Source organism: Steroidobacter sp., assembly GCF_036406195.1.
Lineage (GTDB): Bacteria > Pseudomonadota > Gammaproteobacteria > Steroidobacterales > Steroidobacteraceae > Steroidobacter.
On the sequence record NZ_DASWVW010000031.1, the window covers coordinates 1 to 19,517 of the forward strand.

At 63.1% G+C, this 19,517-nt stretch carries 16 protein-coding genes and 1 pseudogene; 8 read left to right on the plus strand and 9 right to left on the minus strand.

Going from position 1 to position 19,517, the window contains the following annotated elements; translation table 11 throughout:
- Window positions 1-456 (plus strand): annotated as a pseudogene (locus VGE08_RS14715) (Glu/Leu/Phe/Val dehydrogenase family protein); the annotation flags it as partial.
- Between the two features lie 222 nt (window positions 457-678).
- A complete protein-coding gene (locus VGE08_RS14720) occupies window positions 679-1,857 on the plus strand; it encodes an acetyl-CoA C-acyltransferase (RefSeq protein ID WP_331068662.1) in 1,179 nt (392 codons plus the stop codon).
- Between the two features lie 206 nt (window positions 1,858-2,063).
- On the opposite strand, the gene VGE08_RS14725 is transcribed toward VGE08_RS14720, so the two are convergent.
- From VGE08_RS14725 to VGE08_RS14755, 7 genes are all read right to left on the minus strand, one after another.
- Entirely contained in the window at window positions 2,064-3,071 is a 1,008-nt protein-coding gene (locus tag VGE08_RS14725) for an FAD:protein FMN transferase (protein ID WP_331068663.1), read from the minus strand.
- A gap of 10 nt (window positions 3,072-3,081) precedes the next feature.
- Window positions 3,082-3,618, minus strand: coding sequence for a nitrous oxide reductase accessory protein NosL (locus VGE08_RS14730; RefSeq protein WP_331068664.1), 537 nt, complete (start codon window positions 3,616-3,618; stop codon window positions 3,082-3,084).
- The gene (locus VGE08_RS14735) at window positions 3,618-4,442 is read right to left on the minus strand and encodes an ABC transporter permease (RefSeq protein WP_331068665.1); all 825 of its coding nucleotides are present in this window, start codon (window positions 4,440-4,442) and stop codon (window positions 3,618-3,620) included. Before VGE08_RS14735 ends, VGE08_RS14730 begins: the two co-directional genes overlap by 1 nt.
- The gene (locus tag VGE08_RS14740) at window positions 4,439-5,365 is read right to left on the minus strand and encodes an ABC transporter ATP-binding protein (RefSeq protein ID WP_331068666.1); all 927 of its coding nucleotides are present in this window, start codon (window positions 5,363-5,365) and stop codon (window positions 4,439-4,441) included. Before VGE08_RS14740 ends, VGE08_RS14735 begins: the two co-directional genes overlap by 4 nt.
- Window positions 5,362-6,675, minus strand: a complete 1,314-nt coding sequence (locus VGE08_RS14745; RefSeq protein WP_331068667.1) for a nitrous oxide reductase family maturation protein NosD — start codon at window positions 6,673-6,675, stop codon at window positions 5,362-5,364. Before VGE08_RS14745 ends, VGE08_RS14740 begins: the two co-directional genes overlap by 4 nt.
- Before the next feature lie 2 nt (window positions 6,676-6,677).
- Window positions 6,678-8,603: a TAT-dependent nitrous-oxide reductase gene (nosZ, locus tag VGE08_RS14750; RefSeq protein WP_331068668.1), complete on the minus strand. Its 1,926-nt coding sequence runs from the start codon at window positions 8,601-8,603 to the stop codon at window positions 6,678-6,680.
- Between the two features lie 98 nt (window positions 8,604-8,701).
- Window positions 8,702-10,879: a 4Fe-4S binding protein gene (locus VGE08_RS14755; protein ID WP_331068669.1), complete on the minus strand. Its 2,178-nt coding sequence runs from the start codon at window positions 10,877-10,879 to the stop codon at window positions 8,702-8,704.
- Between the two features lie 150 nt (window positions 10,880-11,029).
- On the opposite strand from VGE08_RS14755, the gene VGE08_RS14760 reads away from it, so the two are divergent.
- Window positions 11,030-11,938 (plus strand): ferritin family protein, encoded by a 909-nt coding sequence (locus VGE08_RS14760; RefSeq protein WP_331068670.1) that lies wholly within the window; start codon window positions 11,030-11,032, stop codon window positions 11,936-11,938.
- Window positions 11,939-11,991: 53 nt separating this feature from the next.
- Here VGE08_RS14760 and azu read toward each other — a convergent pair whose 3' ends face one another.
- The gene (gene azu / locus VGE08_RS14765; protein ID WP_349258710.1) at window positions 11,992-12,435 is read right to left on the minus strand and encodes an azurin; all 444 of its coding nucleotides are present in this window, start codon (window positions 12,433-12,435) and stop codon (window positions 11,992-11,994) included.
- Between the two features lie 330 nt (window positions 12,436-12,765).
- Entirely contained in the window at window positions 12,766-13,572 is an 807-nt protein-coding gene (locus tag VGE08_RS14770; RefSeq protein ID WP_331068672.1) for a FadR/GntR family transcriptional regulator, read from the minus strand.
- Window positions 13,573-13,701: 129 nt separating this feature from the next.
- Between VGE08_RS14770 and VGE08_RS14775 the strand changes: the two genes are divergently transcribed.
- The 5 genes from VGE08_RS14775 to VGE08_RS14795 all read left to right on the plus strand — a co-directional run bounded on the left by VGE08_RS14775 (window position 13,702) and on the right by VGE08_RS14795 (window position 19,508).
- Window positions 13,702-14,859 carry an isovaleryl-CoA dehydrogenase gene (locus VGE08_RS14775; RefSeq protein ID WP_331068673.1) on the plus strand — a complete coding sequence of 386 codons (1,158 nt, stop codon included), beginning with the start codon at window positions 13,702-13,704 and terminating at the stop codon, window positions 14,857-14,859.
- 117 nt (window positions 14,860-14,976) lie between these two features.
- On the plus strand, window positions 14,977-15,765 hold the full coding sequence (locus tag VGE08_RS14780) for an enoyl-CoA hydratase-related protein (RefSeq protein WP_331068674.1): 789 nt from the start codon (window positions 14,977-14,979) through the stop codon (window positions 15,763-15,765).
- Window positions 15,766-16,114: 349 nt separating this feature from the next.
- Window positions 16,115-16,876: an SDR family oxidoreductase gene (locus VGE08_RS14785; RefSeq protein ID WP_331068675.1), complete on the plus strand. Its 762-nt coding sequence runs from the start codon at window positions 16,115-16,117 to the stop codon at window positions 16,874-16,876.
- 190 nt (window positions 16,877-17,066) lie between these two features.
- Window positions 17,067-17,834, plus strand: coding sequence for an SDR family NAD(P)-dependent oxidoreductase (locus VGE08_RS14790; protein ID WP_331068676.1), 768 nt, complete (start codon window positions 17,067-17,069; stop codon window positions 17,832-17,834).
- 60 nt (window positions 17,835-17,894) lie between these two features.
- Window positions 17,895-19,508 carry an electron transfer flavoprotein-ubiquinone oxidoreductase gene (locus VGE08_RS14795; RefSeq protein WP_331068677.1) on the plus strand — a complete coding sequence of 538 codons (1,614 nt, stop codon included), beginning with the start codon at window positions 17,895-17,897 and terminating at the stop codon, window positions 19,506-19,508.
- Window positions 19,509-19,517 lie beyond the last annotated feature (9 nt).

Here is a 19,517-nt window from a genome sequence, read left to right on the forward strand (position 1 = left end):
GAAGAGCGCATCGAGCATGCGGTCGCGGAGTTTGGCGCCGAGGCGGTGCCGATGTCACAGATCTACGACGTCGATGCGGACGTGTTCTCACCTTGCGCTTTGAGCGCCGTCATCAACGAAGACACTGTGCCTCGCTTGCGCTGTCGTATCGTCGCGGGCGGTGCCAACAATCAGCTCGAATCCGAAGAGCTCGGCACGGAGCTCGACCGCCGCGGCATCCTGTACGCGCCCGACTACGCCATCAACGCCGGCGGCCTGATGAACAGCGCCATCGAGCTGGAGGGATATAACGAGGATCGTGCCCTGCGCCGCGTCGCCCGCATCCACGGCATCATCGGCCGCATCCTCACCCTCGCCGCCCGCGAGAGCATCCCGACCTGGCAAGCCGCCCGGCGCCTGGCCGAGGAGCGCATCGCCGCCATCAGCCGCATTAAATTGCCTTACACCAGCGGTTAGTGGTTGGTGGTTAGTGGGTAGTCGGAAAACGACCAATCATGTTGCAGTGCATACAAAGTCGGCGTAGGCTAAGGTACTTGCAAGTAAATTAGGCGGCGCCATAACTGGCATTGCCTCTGAACCAACCGCTAACCACTAACCGCTAACCGCTTGCATCGCGGCCGGCGGTTTCGTACAAGGCCGCCCTTCACCGACCGAAGCGAACTACCAGCGAGCACTGCCATGAGCGATCAGGTTTACATCGTTGCCGCCCGCCGCACCCCCATCGGCGCCTTCCAGGGTGTACTCAGCCCGTTGACTGCGCCTCAGCTCGGCGCCGCCGCCGTGCAGGCGGCGATCAAAGACTCGGGCCTGTCGGCCGAGCAGATCGACGAGACCATCCTCGGCTGCGTGCTCCAGGCGGGAATCGGCCAGGCGCCCGCCCGCCAGGCCGCGCTCGCCGGCGGCGTGCCGCAGAAGGTGCCGGCGACCACCATCAACAAGATGTGCGGCTCGGCGCTCAAGTCGGTGATGATGGCCGCGGATCAGATCCGCGCCGGCTCTGCCAACGTGGTGCTCGCCGGTGGCATCGAGTCGATGACCAATGCGCCCTATTTGATTCCCAAGGCTCGTGGCGGCCTGCGCATGGGCCATTCGGAAATTCTGGATCACATGTTCTTCGACGGCCTGCAGAGCCCGTTCGACGGCAAGATGATGGGCACGTTCGCCGAAGCGACCGCGGGCAAGTATGGATTCACTCGCGAACAGCAGGATGCGTTTGCTTCCGAGTCGGTGCGTCGCGCGCTGGCCGCCGCCGAAGGCACCGCATTCAACAATGAAATCGCGCCAGTGACCGTCAAAGATCGCAAGGGCGAGCGCGTGGTCGCCAAGGACGAAACGCCGTTCACTTGTGACATCAAGAAGATTCCGACCTTGAAGCCGGCGTTCGCGAAGGACGGCACTGTCACCGCCGCCAGTTCTTCGTCGATCTCCGACGGCGCCGCTGCGCTGGTGCTCGCCAGCGCGAGCGCGGTTCGTCAGCACAACCTGAAGCCCCTGGCTCGCATCGTCGGTTACGCCAGCCATGCGCAGGCGCCGGAGTGGTTCACCACCGCGCCAGTCGGCGCGATTCAGGCGGTGCTCGCCAAGACCGGCTGGGCCGCGGGCGACGTCGATTTGTATGAAATCAACGAAGCATTCGCCGTCGTCGCCATGGCCGCCATCAAGGACGTGGGCATCGATCACGCCAAGGTCAACGTCAACGGCGGTGCTTGCGCCCTCGGCCACCCCATCGGTGCCACCGGCGGCCGCATCCTCACCACGCTGGTCCACGCCCTGCGCAATCGCAACCTGAAGCGTGGCATTGCCTCGCTCTGCATCGGCGGCGGCGAAGCCACCGCGCTGGCGGTCGAGATCGTCTAAGTTCCTCCAGGTTCGTCCGTTCGGACCGTTCCCGTTCGACAAGGGGGCCACGAATCGCAAGGTTCGTGGCCCCTTTTGCTTTTACTGGAACCCGGGCTGCATGGCGCCTCCTTTCCCATGCCAGCTTGGTCGGTGATCCTCATCCAAGCTTCTTGCACACGAAAGTGCCCGAGGGCGCGCTCTGAGCGTCTGACGCAGTCCGACTGTCAGGCAGCAGCGCGCGTCTGCAGGTCACCCTCCGGCGTAAGCAGGTAAGCCCGTGCCGATGGGTAAGCAGCGAGTAGCTTTTCCGCAGCCGACGGCGGCACGATGGACAGCGCGGTGGAAAGCCCATCGGCAACTGTCGCTCGCCCCGCCACGACCGAAACGGAGAGATAGTGGTTGGCGCTTCGACCAGTGTGCGGATCCAACAAATGATGATTGCGCGGATCGGAACCGAAGCGCGTCCCTTGCCCGGCGGAAGTGGCCAGCGCCGACGCTGTGCCGCCGCCGCTGTCCAGCGTCAGCTCGAATAGCGTGCGCGCTGGATCGCGTGGATCTTGCACGGCCGCTCGCCATGCACTGCCATCGGCATGCCTACCGAGAGCCCGCGTCTCGCCCAGATCGATGAGCACGTCCTCGAATCCGACAGCGCGCAGTCGATCAGCCACGCGATCGGTGATGTATCCCTGTGCAAGGCCATTCAGCGTGATCGCCATACCCGGCCGGCGCAACCGGATGCGATCGGACTGCAGCTCGACCTGCGTGAAGTCTACGAGTCGCATCGCCTGCGCGATCGCCTCCGATAGCGGCCCGCTCGTGGCCGCGTGCGGCGCGGCGAAGTGATCGGCATACAACCTGTAGAGAGGCTGCACTGTAGGATCGAAGGCGCCATTGCTTTGAGCTGAGAGCGCCAGCCCAAACGACAACAACTCGACGAGCTCGTGCGCAGGCGCTCGCAATTCGCCGTGAGTGTTGAGCCTCGAAATTTCCGAGTCCACACGATAAAGACTGAATATACCCTCGAGTCGAGTGATCTCCTCGATGCAATCATCGATCGCGGAACGCGCATAGGCACGGTCGGGGTGAACCAGCGTCATCGATGCGGCCGCGCCGAGCACCGCCCCTCTCCAAACGACACTCTCGGGCATCTGCCCTGCGCGAGCGCGTGACAGCGGAAGGAAGGCAGTGCTGCCGGCGGCAATGAGAGAAAGGAACCGGCGGCGAGCGATCATATGAATCCTCTCAATGCGACACATGCGACGCTTCAGCGGATGAGTCCACCGGCCCGATCACGTAGCCATCGGGGATGTCACCAAACCGGACCACACGGCCTCCATGCTCTTCTCGGAATGTTTCGGCGACCCGCTCCTCGGAGAACGGAACGGCCTCCGGCGCCCCCATTCCGCCGCGTACTTCGCTCTCGATTACAAACCATGCCTCGCGTGCATCGACCCACGCGCCCGCCTCTGGCTGTTCCCAGTTCGCAGCTCGCGCCATATCGTTTACATAGATCGCCGCGATGTCGCGCGGCTCCTCGGGCAGGCGCGTGAAAGCGATCGCGTCGCGCACCGAGGAGAACCACAGCGGCTCGCTGCGACTCGCAAGATGAATCTGGCCCTTCGGGCCGTCGTGCTCGACCAACAGCATTCCACAGTAATGCCCGGTCGCCTGGTCGTTCACTTCCGCCGGTGGCGGTGGCGGCGCCGAAGCGTCCTTCGTGCAACCGCCGAGCATGACGACGCCGAGCAATACAGCGAGCACTATCGGGAGCGACCGCATCACAGTGCCCTCCTGCGGAATGCCGCAATCGCAATTGCGAGCGGTATGGCGATCCACAGCGCAAGCACGCCGACATACGCAAGTGGCGGCAATGCAGCCGGATCGCCCGGACCCGCCATTCCGCTGTAGACCGACACGCTCTCGCTCGCGGTCATGTTGAAGAGACGATACGCGTCCGCGGGGTTGAGCAGCAGCAGCGCATCGAGTACCGACTTGCCGACGATTCGCCCCTGGTCAGCAACCAGCACGCCAAGCAATGCCGTGTCATAGAGCAACACGAAGAATAGCCAGATGCCCACAGCGAGTCCCGCGGCGGTTGCGCGTTCGCGCACCAGCACGCTTGCGAGGCAACCCATGGCGACAAACGTTGCGCCGAGCATGATCGAAGTGAGCACCATCGCCGCGTAAGCCTGCCACGCAGCTTCGGCGACCCCACTCTTGAGCCATAGTGCAATACCGGCTGCGCCATAGCCCAACACAGTGGCGATGGCGAGGATTGCGACCTGTCCGAGTCCCTTGCCAAGCACGATCTGCCAGCGCGACACCGGATATGACAACAGGAGCATCAGCGTGCCGCGCTCTTGCTCACCCACGATCGTATCGAACGACAGCAGTAGCGCGATCAGCGGCACGAGAAAGATGGTCAGGCTTGCGAGGCTTACCACCACCACCGCCAGCGGATCAGCCTTCACCGTACCCGTCGGCGCACTACCGAGCAACGTGAGTGACAGCGCCAGCGCGGCCATGACCACCGTCGTGGCGAGCACCCAGCGGTTGCGCAAGCCGACCCGGACTTCCTGGGCGGCAAGCGTGAGTACCTTCAACTCTCATCCTCCTCTGCAGCACCAGTAAGCTGCGCATAGAGCTCCGGCAGACCGGGCGAAACCATCTCGACATCGTCGACCCACTCTCCGGCTTCCACGACGACGCGCAGTGTTTGCATCTTGGCATGCGCCGAGACCAGGAGCGTGACTGCCGTATCGCTGCGCTCGGCACAGCGAACCGTTGGGGGCAGCATCTCGAGTAGCTTGCCAGTCGTGCCCGACCGCACACGCACCCGCATGCGAGCTTCTGCATCGAGACGGCTGCGCAGCGAGGCCAGTGTTCCAGCGGCGAGCAATCGTCCGCGATTCATGATCGCAATCCGATCCACGCGCGGCTCGATCTCACTCAAAGCATGCGTCGAGATCAGCACCGTCGCTCCGCCCTGGCGCAGCCGATCGATCATCTCATACACCTCGCGGCGCGAGTCGGGATCCAGTCCGCTGGTCGGCTCGTCGAACAGCAGCAAGCGCGGCTCGCCAATCAGCGCCTGAGCGATGCCGAGGCGCTGCCGCATACCTTTCGAATACGTCGCTACGCGGCGATCGGCCGCATGCGCGATGCCTACCTGCTCGAGCAACTCGGCATTTCGCTTCTCGGACTCGCCTTTGAGCCGCGCGTAGAAGGACATCAACTCGCTGCCTTTCATGGCGCCGTGGAATGCAACGTTCTCCGGCAGGAAACCGATCTTCCGCCGCGTCTGCGCACCTTGCGCTCCGGCGGGATCCACGCCACCGATGAGGACACTGCCTTCGCTCGGGCGAATCAATCCGAGCAACAGCTTGATCAATGTCGTCTTGCCGGCGCCGTTGTGCCCCACCAGCGCGATCGCCTCTCCCGCTTCGAGCCGAAGTGACACCTGTTCGACGGCTGTCACATCTTGATAGCGCTTGGTAACGGCGTGCCACTGCGCCACGGCAGTCATGTGGTGGGCGGCACGATGGCCGGCTGCATGAGCGGCGCGCTGTCGATAACGCCGCCGGGATAGAGCGCCGGGAAGCGCGCCTGCGCCCAGCGCACCAGCTGTACCGCCGGGCTGCTCACCAATGCCTTCGCGGTGGGCAGCTTCCATAGCAATACGTCCATCACGTCATTGGGCCGATAAGGCCGGTCCGCGATACCGTCGCCGTCGAGGTCGAAGGCAGGATTGTCGCTCCAGTAGTTGCCGCGGCCTTCGTGGGACCAGTCGACGTAGCGCGTGCCGACGTATTTCACCTGCATTCTATTGTTCACAAAGGCATTGCCGCTCATGACATTGCCCTCCGAGCCCGCCGTGAGGTGAATGCCGATGGGACAGCCTTCGAACCAATTGTCACGCAGCGTGTTTCGATTGGCGTTGTAAACGAACGTGCACTTCTCGCCCCCGCCCCGCACGATGTTCGCTTCCACGCGCGAGTAATTGGCGGAATTGAGCATGAGACCGTGGTCGCGGTCGCCTTCGGAAATGTTGTTTCGAATCTCCAGCCGATCTGAATACATGATGGCCCAGGCAACGTGGTTGTCGCGCGAGCGATTGCCGACGATTCGGGAATCGTGCGTCCACATGTAGTGGATGGCGAAGCGCAGGTTCGAAAAACGGTTTCGCTCGAACACGTTGGCCCGGCTGATCTTCACGAAAATCCCATCGCGCCCCTGACTGATGGTGTTGTTCACGACGGCTGCGCCCGGCGCGTTCCAGATCGAGACACCGTCACCGGCTTCGGCGAGCCGCAGGTCGTCCCGGCCGATGATGATGTTGTTCTCGACGCGTGAGCCTGCCGCGCCGTGGATGTAGACACCGAACAGATTGCCGTGCAGGCGATTCGAGCTCACCAGCGCATGCTCGGCCGTTTGACGCAGCAAAATGGCCGAATCCATCGCCGGTACGTCGATGCCCGAACCGGTAATCTCGAGATTCTCGATGCGTACGCCGGGCGCTTCGACCACGATGACGCTGCCGTTGCCACTTCCGACCACGACCGCCCCTGGTTCGCCCGTCAACGCGAGCGGGCGCGTGATGCGGACAGGGCCAGCGTGGCGCCCCGGGGCGAGCCGCAGCACCGCGCCGGCAGGCGCGGCATCGACGAGCCGTTGCAGCGGCTCGCCCTGGATAACGAGACGCTCGGAGTGCGCAGGCGCGGCGACTCTCTCTCCTTTCTCATGCGCGTGAGCTCTGCCGTCCGAAGCGGCCAGCGCGGGGATGACCGCCGCACTGGCCGCCAGCACGCAAAACGCAACGTGCATCGCTGAGTGCATCGTCACACTTTACGCGGCTCGACCAGCATGCGCCCCTTCATCTCCATGTGCAGCGCATGGCAGAACCACTGGCAGTAGTACCAGTACACGCCGGGACGGTCGGCGACGAACGTGACCGATGACGTCATCTGCGGACCGACCTCCATTGCCACACCATAGTTGACGATGGTGAAGCCGTGAGTCAGGTCCTCCACCGTGTCGATGTTGGTCACGTAGACGGTGACCTCGTCCCCCTGGCGGACGGTGAAGTCCGTGAGACTGAAGGTGGGCGCGGCCGAAAACATGTAAACGCGCACTTTGTTTCCATCTCGCACCACATTGCTGGCGGATTCGAGCACCACTCCGTCCGCCTTCGCCTGGTTGCGTGCGTCCTCCCACATCGGATCGTCGCGCTTCCAGACGTTGATCGGATTGACCTTGGAGCGGTGGACGATGGTTGCGTCGTGTGGTTCGGCGAAGGACGGCGAGTCGTGCACCAGCCGCATCTGCTCTCCGGAGATATCGATGAGCTGGTCGCACTCGGGCTTCAACGGGCCGACGTTCAGGAAGCGATCCTTGGAGAACTTGTTGAGCGACAGCAGCCATTTGCCGTCGGCTTCCTTGGTCTGGCCCATCGAGGTGTGGTTGTGCCCCGGCTGATAGTGCACGTCCAGCTTCTGGATGATCGGATCGACGTCCTCGCCCTGAAATTTCCTGATGGCCCGCTCGATCGACCACTTGCAGATCTGGCTGTCGATGAAGAGCGTGGTGTAGGCGTTGCCGCGCCCATCGAACGCCGTGTGCAGGGGGCCCAGGCCAAGCTCCGGCTCCGCGACGACCGTGTCGCGTGGCTGGATCTTGTCCTCGAACAGGTCGTCGAACTTGCGTACGTCGAACACTGTGACCGTGGGGGAAAGCTTGCCATTCGCCACGACGTGAATACCGTCCGGGGCGGTGTTGATACCGTGCGGGCTGTTGGGAATCGGGACGTAGCGCGTGAACGGCGAGCCCTTGCGGCCGTCCAGCACCGGCACGCCGCCGATCATCTTCGCCTGGCCGTTGGCGACCGCCTCCTCGATGCGCTTCAAATTGAAGATTACAACCCAGTCTTGCTCGGCCGCGGAGTACTCCGCGAGCGTCACGCCCTCTTCGGAGTTGTAGCAGGTCGAGAAGCAATACTTGCCCTGGTAGTCGCAGTCGACGTTGTCGAGGTTGCCGTCAACGAGCACTTGCCAGGCGACTTTCATGGTTTCGCCGTCGACGGCTGTGAACACGCATTGGTATTTCTTGTGATCGGCGAGGATCCTGCCGTCGTTCGGGATCGGCGTGCGGTCCTCGCCGTTGCAGAACACGTAGCCCGTCTTCGGATACTTCTGCACGCGCAGTCCGTGCACCGTATGCTGGTTGGGCAGCTCTATGATCTTGTCGCACTTCATGACGTCACACCGCACCCGCGCCACGCGCGTGTTCGCCTTGTCGTTCATGAACACATATCGGCCGTCGTAGGTCCCATCTGTGAACGACATGTGCGGATGGTGCAGGTCGCCATTGGCATACGTGCCGCCACGCGATGCGAGAAATTTCCGTGTCTCGGGAGTGAGTCCCTCGGTCAGAATCTTGCGGCTCTCGTTGGTCTGGCCCCAGCCGGTAGCGCTGCAGCGGTTGAATACGGGCACCCGCATCAACTCGCGCATCGATGGCAGCCCCATGATCCGCAGCTCCCCGCTCTGACCACTCGAGAAGAAAACATAGTACTCGTCCAACTCGCCGGGGCCCACATGCGCATTGGCGCCCTCGGTTTTACTCGCGGGCGTTCCCGACGAGTCTTCGCCGCGGCCGCAGGCACTCAGCAGTCCGGCGCCCGCCGCGACTGCCATCGCCTTGGCGCTGCTGCCCAGAACTGCGCGCCGGCTCGGATCGGCCGGTTCGTTCGACATGTTCTTCTTCATCTCGCCTCCTCAACTCGTGCCACTTTCGATTTGCTCAGTCAATGGGTTGTATTGAACGACGCTCATCCGGCTTTGCGGTTGATCAAGATCAACTGCTGCTATTGACCCGCCGCGTCGCTGCCGGCGGCGGCCTGCATGGCGCCGGCTCCTGTGCCAATGGGCGGCGCCGCGGTTGCGGTGCGCCTTTTGCGTTTGAGCGTGCGTTGAATGAGGACCGGGCATTTCTGTTCGTGGTGGTAGAGCACCTGGCAATGCAGGCAGGAGATGCACTCGTTGGGATTGATATGCCCCTCCGGGTGAATTGCCTCCACCGGACACTCCTTGAAGCAACGCATGCAGGGATTGCCGCACTCGCGATAACGTTTCAACCAATCGAACATGCGCAGGCGCCCCGGAATGGCGAGCGCCGCCCCGAGTGGACACAGATAGCGACAGAAAAATCGCTCGATGAACAGGCCGGCTACGAGCAGCGCAAGCGCGAAAGCGACGAACCACCACTCGCGTACGAATCGCAGCACGATGGCGGTCTTGAAAGGCTCGATCTCCGAGAGCATCTCGGCGTAGGCGAGCGATCCGAGCGACACGCCGAACAGCGCCAGAAAAATAATGTACTTGATCGGCCACAGCCGCTCGTGCACGCGCCAGGGAATCTTCAGCTGCGGCACCTTCAGCCTGCGCGCGGCTTTGTTCGTTAGTTCCTGCAAGGCGCCGAACGGGCACAACCATCCACAGAACGGTCCGCGGCCCCAGAACAACAGGGCCACTGCCACCGCCGACCAAAGAATGAAAATCAGCGGATCGACCAAGAATGATTTCCACTCGAAACCCTCGCGCAGCGCCGTCGTGAAGGTTAGCACGTTAACCACCGAGAGTTGGGCTTGAGCGACCCAGCCGAGCCACACCAGGGTGATAGCGAGGTACGCCAGCCGGATTCGATCGAACAGCCGCTCGCGCTTCACCAGCAAGTCCTGGAAGAAAAAGATCAGCGTGAGCGCCATGAGCATCAGGCCCAGCACAGCGATCGCCGCTGCCTTGCTGTACCACAGCCGTTGCCACAAAGGTCGATCCGAAAGCACGCCGTTCTCCTCACCAGCCTGCAAGCCCGCCGCGTCGGGCGGGACAGGCTTGCCGTCGGGTGTAACGACGTGCGTGTACCGTGATGGAAGCTCGTAAGGCAGCTCGAAGCTCACGAAGGTCTTGTCGAGCGCGCCGATCGCCCGTTGCACGAGCAACTGCAGACGCCAGGGCGCGACAGGATCGAACTCCGCGCCGGCGGGAACGATAAAGACATCGACCTCTTTGAAAGTCGGCGCTCCCTTGGCAGCGAGCCCCCCGATGCGTCGATGCTCGCGGTCGCGAAAGCGGATCGTCTCCGCACCCTGGATGAGCTGGATCCGATCGAAGATGCCACCGCGCACATACCCCGATCCCTTGAAGGAATACATCCCTTCGCCCGCAACCAGAATCGCGTGCTGCCCCGGCTGGAGCATGCGGGTGACGCTCTCGAATTCGGCCTCACCGAGCAGAGTGCGGCCGATCGAAGGATGCGAGACGAGGGCCACGTAGAGCTCGATGAAAGTTGCGCCGGGCGGACCGGGCTCGGGTCGCTTCATGGCCGCCGCGTTGCCGGAATTCTCGAAAGCCGCATTGACCTCGCCGACCGTGATCCGCAGGTTGCGCACTGCGCCCTGCTGGACCAGGGATTTCCAGTCGGCTGTCCGGTCCACTGTCGAATTGAGCACACGCATCGTCTGGATCGGCGCTGCCTGCGTTGCTTGCACCTGCGAACCGCCCGCCTGCAATGCACGCGTTACACGTAGCGCGGAACGAACTACGCTTTCGCCCATGACCAACACGGTTACCGTGGCTCCGCTCACGATGTCCGGTCGAGGCGGCGACTGATTCGTCTGCGCGCTCTTCAGCGGGTTGTAACCGATGAACGATTGCAAGTACGTGACGATCTTTCGCTCGGGAATACCGATCAATACGATCGGCTCGCTGTGCGCCACGAGCTTGGCGCCTACGATCGTGCCTTCCAGATCGAGGCCGACGACGATATGAATCGGTTTGCTGGAATAGCCGTTCGTATCCACGAACTGCGAAGTGAGGTACGCATGGCCAAGGAGATCGTCGCCTCGATAGACGGGCGCGACGGCAGGTGACTCGCGGACCGGACCGAAGCGATCCGCACCGGGAATGACCTCGGCGGGCTGGACCTTGGAAAGATACGCGCCGAGGCTTGACGCGCGGGTTCCTGGCTCGGATTGGGCGCTCACGTGCGCGGACCATGTCAGGACTACCAGCGCCAGTACTGCCAGTGCGGCTCGCGAGCTACAAACGGTCAACACGCCCTCCTTTGTGTCATCATCATCTTTTCATCATCTTTTCGGCTTGTTCGCAGGCCGACTCACGCGAAGGAGCTTTCGATGGTGCGCGGACCGCTACTCGAGCGCAACCCCGAATTTGGCGCAGTCACCCTGCCGCTGCTCGTCGGCATCGCGAGCGCGATCGAACACGAAGCCGTCGCTCGCTATACCACCCTCGTCGATGCGATGGAACGCAGAGGCGAAACCGACATGGCGGATGCGTTCCGGCGCATGCTCGAGGAGGAGCGCCTGCATGTCGATGCGGTGGAGCGATGGGCGGCGTCGCTCGGCCAGCCGGCACCGGACCCGACACATTTCAGTTGGAGACTGCCGAGCGAACTGTTCAAGTCCTGGGACGAAGTCGCACGCAGCGCGCGTCTGACGCCCTATCGTGCATTCGCTATCGCCGTCGACAACGAACAACGCGCGTTCGCTCTCTATAGCTACCTTGCCGCGAATGCTGAAGACCGCCAGATTGCTGCACAAGCCGAGCAACTGGCACTCGAAGAACTGCGCCACGCGGCGCTGATGCGGCGCTGGCGACGCGATGCCTGGCGCCGCGAACGGCATGCCGTGCAAGAGGAAACCCCCATCGGGACATCGATTGAGTCGCTGCATACGCTGCTGGAACAGGGCGAACATGCGATCGCCGCCCGACATCAATCTGTCATCGCAAAGCTGCGGTCGATCGGCGACGAGGAGAGCGCGTGCCTGCTAGAAGAACTACGTGGCACATTGTCGCGATCGACGGATACGAGCATCGCCCCGGTCGACGCCGAGCCGCAGATGAACAGCTCGGTGCGCCTGCTCATAGCGGCACAGGAACCGTTAGAGGCACTTGGAGAGAAACTCGAAGCCTTCTTGCCGCGTGTCGAGGGAGATCTGTTCGCCGAAGCCGAGCGGGCGCTCACCAACGTGATCTCCCGGATCTCACGGATCTCCCTACAAGCGGAACGTCGCATGAAATAGATGGGAAGTGCGGTCCTGCAAAACTGCGCGATGGCGGATTGCCTCAGAATGTCTCAACCGAACGTGAGCTTGCCCTTCATGACCGCCCAATGTCCCGGAAAGGAACAAAAGAACGTGTAGTCACCGCCCTTCTTCAGCTTCGAAGTCGCAAAACGAACCGTCGTCGTCTCTCCGCCGCCAATCAACTTGGTGTGCGCGATCACTCGATTGTCGTCCTTCGGCAAATAAGCTGCCGAAGGACCCGCGCTCGCTCCTGCGCTCGCCACAGGCTGGAAATCCGGTGTCGCCGTCAGCACCCAGTTGTGACCCATGGCGGTCACGGGCAGTTTACCAACGTGTTTCAGTGTGACCTCCACCTCGGTACAGTCGGCTGCGATCGCGATCTGGCTCGTGTTGAACTTCATCGCATCGGTGCCTTCGACCTCCACATTGCATGTCTTGGCGGAAGCAGCCGCGCTCATCGCACCCAGCGCCAGCATCATCGAGAGCATCAACATTCGAGCCATGGGGTTACCTTGTGTGTCCAACTGCCGATACGATGACCGGCAGTGTCGACTCTCTTGAACATGGCTTCATTGATCCACGTCAAGGCGCGCGCAGATTTCGGTGGATCGGGAGTCCTTGCGAGCTCGCGAACTACATGCCTGCACGTGCATCCACACGAGGCGCCGTGGCCCAGCGACGCCGATGCCTTCCACGTCGTCGCTGAGAAAGCGGCATCTGAAGACTTGAAATAGCCTTCGTCAGTACTCTTTGCCCGAAGCTGCTGTCATTTGTTCTCGATGCGCTCGACCGTGAGCGCCCTGCTATCGGCGCACCCCCTACGCCTACACCGAAACCGGCGTATCCGGCGAAATGCCTGCGACTTCATAGCCGCGCTTGAAGTCGCGAACGTGCTTCGACATCCACTTTCTCGCCTCTTCCGCATTCTTGTCTCGTACGGCAATGATGATGCGCCGTTGAGCGTCGGTGATGCGCGCGCGCGCTTGCGGGACGGTGTCGATCATTCGGGCCAGCGAAGGCGCCAGCACCTGGGCGAGTGATTGCTTCGCCAGCACCAGCACTTTGTTGCGTGCGGCGGCGCCGAGCTGCTCGAAGAAGGCGCCGACGATGTTCACCGCATCCGGATCGCCTTCCGGGGAATCACGAAACGCCTCGCTCGTCTGCGTGAGCGCGGCCAGGTCGGCTTGAGTGCGGCGCATCGCGGCCAGCGCCGCGACTTCCGGCTCGATCACCATCATCGCTTCCCAGACATCCACGAAGGACACTTCGTGCAGCACCAGCGCTTGGCGCATGCCCGAGGCGACTTTCGATGCCTGCGGGCGGCTGACGATCATGCGCTTCGCTCCGGGCGGGCGAGCCACCAGCCCGGCGCTCTCCAGCTGACGCAGCGCCTCGCGCACCGTCGATCGATGTACGCGAAATTGTTGTGCCAGCTCCAGCTCGGCCGGCAATACATCGCCATCGCGCAGCGCGCGCGACAGGATCTTATGTTCGATGGCTGAAGATACCTTGGTGTAGGCCGGCGAACGCTCCACCGGGTCGAACAATGACGCGGTGTCGGCGGATTCAGCAACGGCCTCGGCAACTGCGCCTGCACGGCGCGACCGGGATGCTATCGTCTTTTTTCTCATGACCATGATGACCAACGAGCGTGAGGGTTATTGACTAAAAGACGGACTGTCGGACAATAGGGCAATTGGTCCACTGGCGCCATCCCACGGGTTGCCGGCGGCCCGGCAACATACCTGAAGGGGGGCGGCGTGGAAGACTTCGATTTCGGTTTGGGTGAAGATCTGGACGCATTGCGCGCCACGGTAGCGAAGTTTGCGAGCGAACGCATCGCCCCGCTGGCCGAAAGCATGGATCGGGAGAACAAATTCCCCCGCCAGCTGTGGCCCGAGCTGGGCGAGCTGGGTCTGCTGGGCATCACCGTCGAGGACGAATACGGCGGCAGCGGCCTCGGTTATCTGGCCCACGTGATCGCCATGGAGGAGATCAGCCGCGCTTCGGCGTCCCTTGGCCTGTCATACGGCGCACACTCCAACCTGTGCGTGAACCAGCTCCGCCGCTGGGGCACTCCGGCGCAGAAGGAGCGCTACCTCCCCCGCCTGATTTCCGGTGAGCACCTGGGCGCACTGGCCATGAGCGAGCCCGGCGCCGGCTCCGACGTGGTCGGCATGAGCACCCGGGCCGTGAAGAAAGGCGACAAGTACGTGCTCAACGGCAACAAGATGTGGATCACCAACGGTCCCACCGCCGACACCCTGGTCGTCTACGCGACGCTCGACCCCGAGCTGGGCGCCCGTGGCCTGACCGCGTTCATCATCGAACGCGGCATGAAAGGTTTCTCCAGCGCGCAGAAGCTCGACAAGCTCGGCATGCGCGGCTCGGACACTTGCGAGCTGGTGTTCCAGGATTGCGAAGTCCCGGCCGAAAACGTCCTGCACCAGGAAGGCAAGGGCGCGCAGGTCCTGATGAGCGGCCTGGATTACGAGCGCGTGGTGCTCGCGGGCGGCCCGCTCGGCATCATGCGCGCCTGCATGGATATCGTGATTCCGTATGTCCACGAGCGACGCCAGTTCGGTCGCGCCATCGGCACGTTCCAGCTCATGCAGGGCAAGATCGCCGATATGTACACCACCATGAACGCCTGCCGCGCCTACGTTTACTCGGTGGCAGCGGCCTGCGATCGCGGCCGGGTCACGCGCTTCGATGCGGCGGGCTGCATTCTGCAGGCCTCCGAGAAGGCGACCTGGATGGCGCTGGAAGCCATTCAATCGCTCGGCGGCAATGGCTACATCAACGACTATCCCACGGGCCGGCTGCTGCGCGACGCCAAGCTGTACGAGATTGGCGCCGGCACCAGCGAGATCCGTCGCATGCTCATCGGGCGCGAGATTTTCGAGGCGACGGCTTGAAGCCGTCGCACGCGCCCTGCCATCACGCCCAGCCATCACGCATGTAGTCATACATTGCATGGATCACCATTGGTAACGTATTAACGTCGCGCCATTGCCGGCACGAGAGCCAACATCATGTCGACCGTTACTACCAGCATCGATTCCCGCGGCGTCGTCACGCTCAGCCTCAATCGCCCCGAGAAACACAACGCGCTCGACGGCGTGATGATGGGCGAGCTGACCGACGCGTTGACCAAAATCAACAGCGATCCGAATGCGCGCGTGGTCGTGCTCACTGGCGCCGGCGCCAGCTTCTGCGCCGGCGGCGACATCGGGCACATGCGCTCGATGTTGAATTTCAGCGAGCAGGAGAACGTCGCCGACGCTCTCGTGCTGGCCCGACTGCTGCGCAAGCTCGATGAGCTCGAGCTGCCTCTCATCGCTCGCGTGAACGGCAATGCGTTCGGCGGCGGCGTCGGCGTCGTGGCCTGCGCGGACATCGCCATCGGCGTGGAGTCGGCCAAGTTCGCGCTCACCGAGGTGCGCCTCGGCATCGTCCCGGCGGCGATTTCTCCATACGTCGTCGAAGCCATTGGCAGCCGCCAGGCGCGACGTTTGTTTCTCACGGCGGCGCCGTTCACCGCAGCCGAAGCGCAGACGCTGGGACTACTGCACTTCACCGCGTCGGCAGAGCAACTCGATCAGCTCATCAACGAGCAAGTGGATCACTTGCTGCGCGGAGGGCCACAGGCGCTGCGTGCGGCAAAACAGCTGGTCCGGCGCGTCGCTCACTTCCACGACCGCGATGTGCTCGCCGAGGAGACCGCGCGTCTGCTGGCGCGCTTGCGGGTCACCCCCGAGGGCAAGGAAGGACTGTCGGCGTTCCTGGAACGGCGCAAGTCGTCCTGGGTGCCGCAGACCTAGACCCAATGGTGCTTAGTTAACCGTCTTGGTCGCAGCGGTTCGCGGATAGCGGTTAGCGGTTAGCCAGAAATGAGCTAAATCCTGGCCTCCGTTCTGCCCCAACCGCTAACCGCCAACCACTGCAGGGCGCTAACTAAGTGCCATTGGACCTAGACCCGTACTAATTCCCCGAAGCGCACTGACAGCGGCGGTCAAGGACCGGCTGGCAGAACTGCGCCGCGAGGCCGGAAAACATCGCACTCGCCCTCTTCTTGCATCGCAAAATTACGGGTAGTATCGCACGCCTTTGAGCCCACACCTTTGGGCCTGGGTTCGTGGGCCTGGGTTTCGCACATCTTCAGGAGTGCACATGCAGTTGGACGGAAAGCTCGTCGCCATCACCGGCAGCGGCCGCGGCATCGGCCGGGCCATGGCGCTGGCCTTCGCGAAGAAGCGCGCCAATCTCGCGCTGATCGACCTCAAGGCCGAGGACCTCGCTGCGACCAAAGCGCTGTGCGAAGCCGAAGGCGTGCGCGCCGGCACCTACATTTGCAGTGTCACGAACGAGCAGGAAGTCGAGCGCACGCTCGACCAGGTCGTCGGCGACTTCGGCCGGCTCGATGTGATGATCAACAATGCCGGCATCACCAAGGATGCGCTGCTGGTGAAGGTGCAGGACGGCAAGGTCATCAACAAGATGTCCATGGACCAGTGGCGCGCCGTCATCGATGTCAATCTCACCGGCGTCTTTCTCGGCGCGCGCGAAGCCGCGACACGCATGATCGCCCTGGGCAATGGCGGCGTCATCATCAGCACTTCGAGCATTTCGCGAGCCGGTAATATGGGCCAGTCGAACTACTCCGCCACCAAGGCCGGCGTAGCGGCGATGACTGTGGTGTGGGCCAAGGAGCTCGCGCGCTATGGCATTCGCACTGGCGCAATCGCTCCGGGATTCACGCGCACGGAAATTCTCGACGCGATGAAACCCGAGATGATCGAGCGCGCCATCAGCGCGGTACCGTTGCGACGCATGGCGGAACCGGCCGAAATGGCGCACGCCGCCGTTTTCATCGCCGAGAACGACTATTTTTCCGGCCGCGTCGTCGAAGTGGACGGCGGCCAGCGACTGTAGGAAAGAAGTGACTAATGAATAGTGACTAATGAGTAGTCAGAAGAGGCTCCTTCATGGCACGGGGTCGACCGTGGCCGCAGCAACCCAGCGGGTTTCCAGCGCGGTGCGCGTCGCCAAGGCATGCCAGAGCCCCTTCTGACCATTCACAAGTCACTAGTCACTAGTCACTTCTGTATGATAAGGGGTAGTCATGAAGTTGAATGAAGTGCGGGCCGTCATCACTGGCGGTGCCTCCGGTCTCGGTCATGCAGTGGCCCAGCGCCTGGTCGGCGCGGGTGCCAAAGTCACGTTGCTCGATGTGAACGAAGCCGCTGGCCAGGCCGCGGCGCAGGCGCTCGGCAACGCCGCTTTCTTTCAAACCGTCGATGTCACCAACGAAGCCGGTGTCGACGCCGCCATCGCCAAGGCCAAAGCCGACATGGGCGGGCTGAATCTCGCCGTCAATTGCGCCGGCGTGGCCTGGCCCCGTCGCATCGTCAACAAGGAAGGCCCCATGCCGGGCGACTTCTTCCGCAAGGTGGTCGAGATCAACCTGGTCGGCACGCTGCTGGTCGCGAAGTCCGCTGCAGCCGCGATGGGCAGCAACACGCCGAACGAGGAAGGCGAGCGCGGCGCGATCATCATGACCGCCTCGGTCGCGGCATTCGACGGCCAGATCGGCCAGGTCGCCTACTCCGCTTCCAAGGCTGCCGTTGCGGGCATGACGCTGCCGATGGCGCGAGACCTCTCGACCGCGGGCATCCGCGTGATGACCATTGCTCCGGGCATTTTCAAAACGCCGATGATGGCCTCGCTGCCGCAGGAAGCGCAGGACTCGCTGGGACGGCAAGTGCCATTCCCGCCGCGCCTGGGCCGCCCGGAGGAATATGCAGCGCTGGTCGCGCACATCTGCGAGAACACGATGTTGAACGGCGAGGTCATCCGCCTCGACGGCGCGATTCGCATGGCGCCGAAATAACGCCATTGCTCCTGGAAAAAACCGACCGACGCGAGCGGACACAGCCGAAGAGATCCAGCCATGACCGAACGTGAAGTGATGGAGTATGACGTCGTGATCGTCGGCGCCGGCCCAGCGGGCCTGGCGTGTGCGATCCGGCTCAAACAGCTCAAGCCCGACCTGAATATCTGCGTGCTGGAAAAAGGCTCCGCGGTCGGCGCGCATTCGCTTTCGGGCGCGGTGCTCGAGCCCGGCCCGCTGGAACAGCTGCTGCCGAATTGGCGCAGCGAATACACCGGTATGAAAGTGCCGGCGGCCGAAGACGACGTGCGGCTGATGACGCGCACCGGTTCGTTCAAGCTGCCGAACTGGGCGGTGAATCTGTCGCCCATGAACAATCATGGCAACTTCATCATCTCGCTCGGCCAGCTCACGCCGTGGATGGCGACTCAGGCCGAAGGCTTGGGCATCGATATCTTTCCGGGCTTCGCGGCCGCCGAAGCGGTGTTCGACGAGAACGGCGCCCTCAAGGGCGTGCGCATCGGCGACATGGGCCTGGAGAAGAACGGCGAGCCGGGCCCGAACTACACGCCGGGCGTGGAAATCCACGCCGGCACGACGATACTCGCCGAAGGCTCGCGCGGCTCGATCTCCAAGCAGCTCATCGCCAGGTACAACCTGCGCGACGGCATCGATCCGCCGACGTTCGGGTTGGGCTTCAAGGAGCTGTGGCAGCTGCCGCCCGGCCGCGTGAAGCCGGGACGCATCGAGCACGCGTTCGGCTGGCCGCTCGATCCCGCCACCTACGGCGGCAGTTTCCTGTACCACCTGGACAACGATCGCGTGTACGTCGGCTACGTCGTCGGCCTGAACTACAAAGACCCGCGCTTGAAGCCGTTCGAAGCATTCCAGCAGTTCAAGCATCATCCGCGCATCAAGCCGCTGCTGGAAGGCGGCGAGATTCTTGCGGCTGGTGCGCGCACCATCGCGGCCGGCGGGTATCAGTCGCTGCCGCGCCTCGACATGCCGGGCGCCATGCTGATCGGCGATGCCGGCGGCACGCTGAACGTGTTCAAGATCAAGGGCATTCACCAGGCAATCCGTTCGGGCGCGCTGGCGGCGGAGCACCTGGCGGAACAGGGCAAGAGCGCCGGTTTCGATGCGCGCTGGCGGAACTCCGACGGGCACCGGGAATTGCATTCGGTGCGCAACTTCAAGCCGGCGTTCAAGCGCGGGCTGTACTTTGCGATGTTCAATGCCGGTATTGAAGCGCTGCTGAAGGGCAAGACGCCGTGGACCCTGCGCAATACCGCCGATTGGTCGGCGCTGGAGAAGCTGGACGACTACGTGTCACCGGATCGCGGCTGGGGCGATCGCTCGCTGCCGCCGCGCGACCGGCTGGCGTCAGTGTTCTTTGCGGGCAACGTCCATGACGAAGCGCAACCGGTGCACCTCAAGGTGCTAGACACGTCGATCTGCGTGAACCGCTGCACGAAGGAATATGGCAACCCCTGTCAGAACTTCTGTCCGGCCGGCGTGTACGAGATGGTGGATGACGGCCAGGGTGGCCGGCGGCTGCAGATCAACGCGGCCAATTGCGTTCACTGCAAGGCCTGCGACATCAAAGACCCATACGAGATCATCACCTGGACGACACCGGAAGGCGGCTCCGGGCCGAACTACCAGAACCTCTGACCGATATGC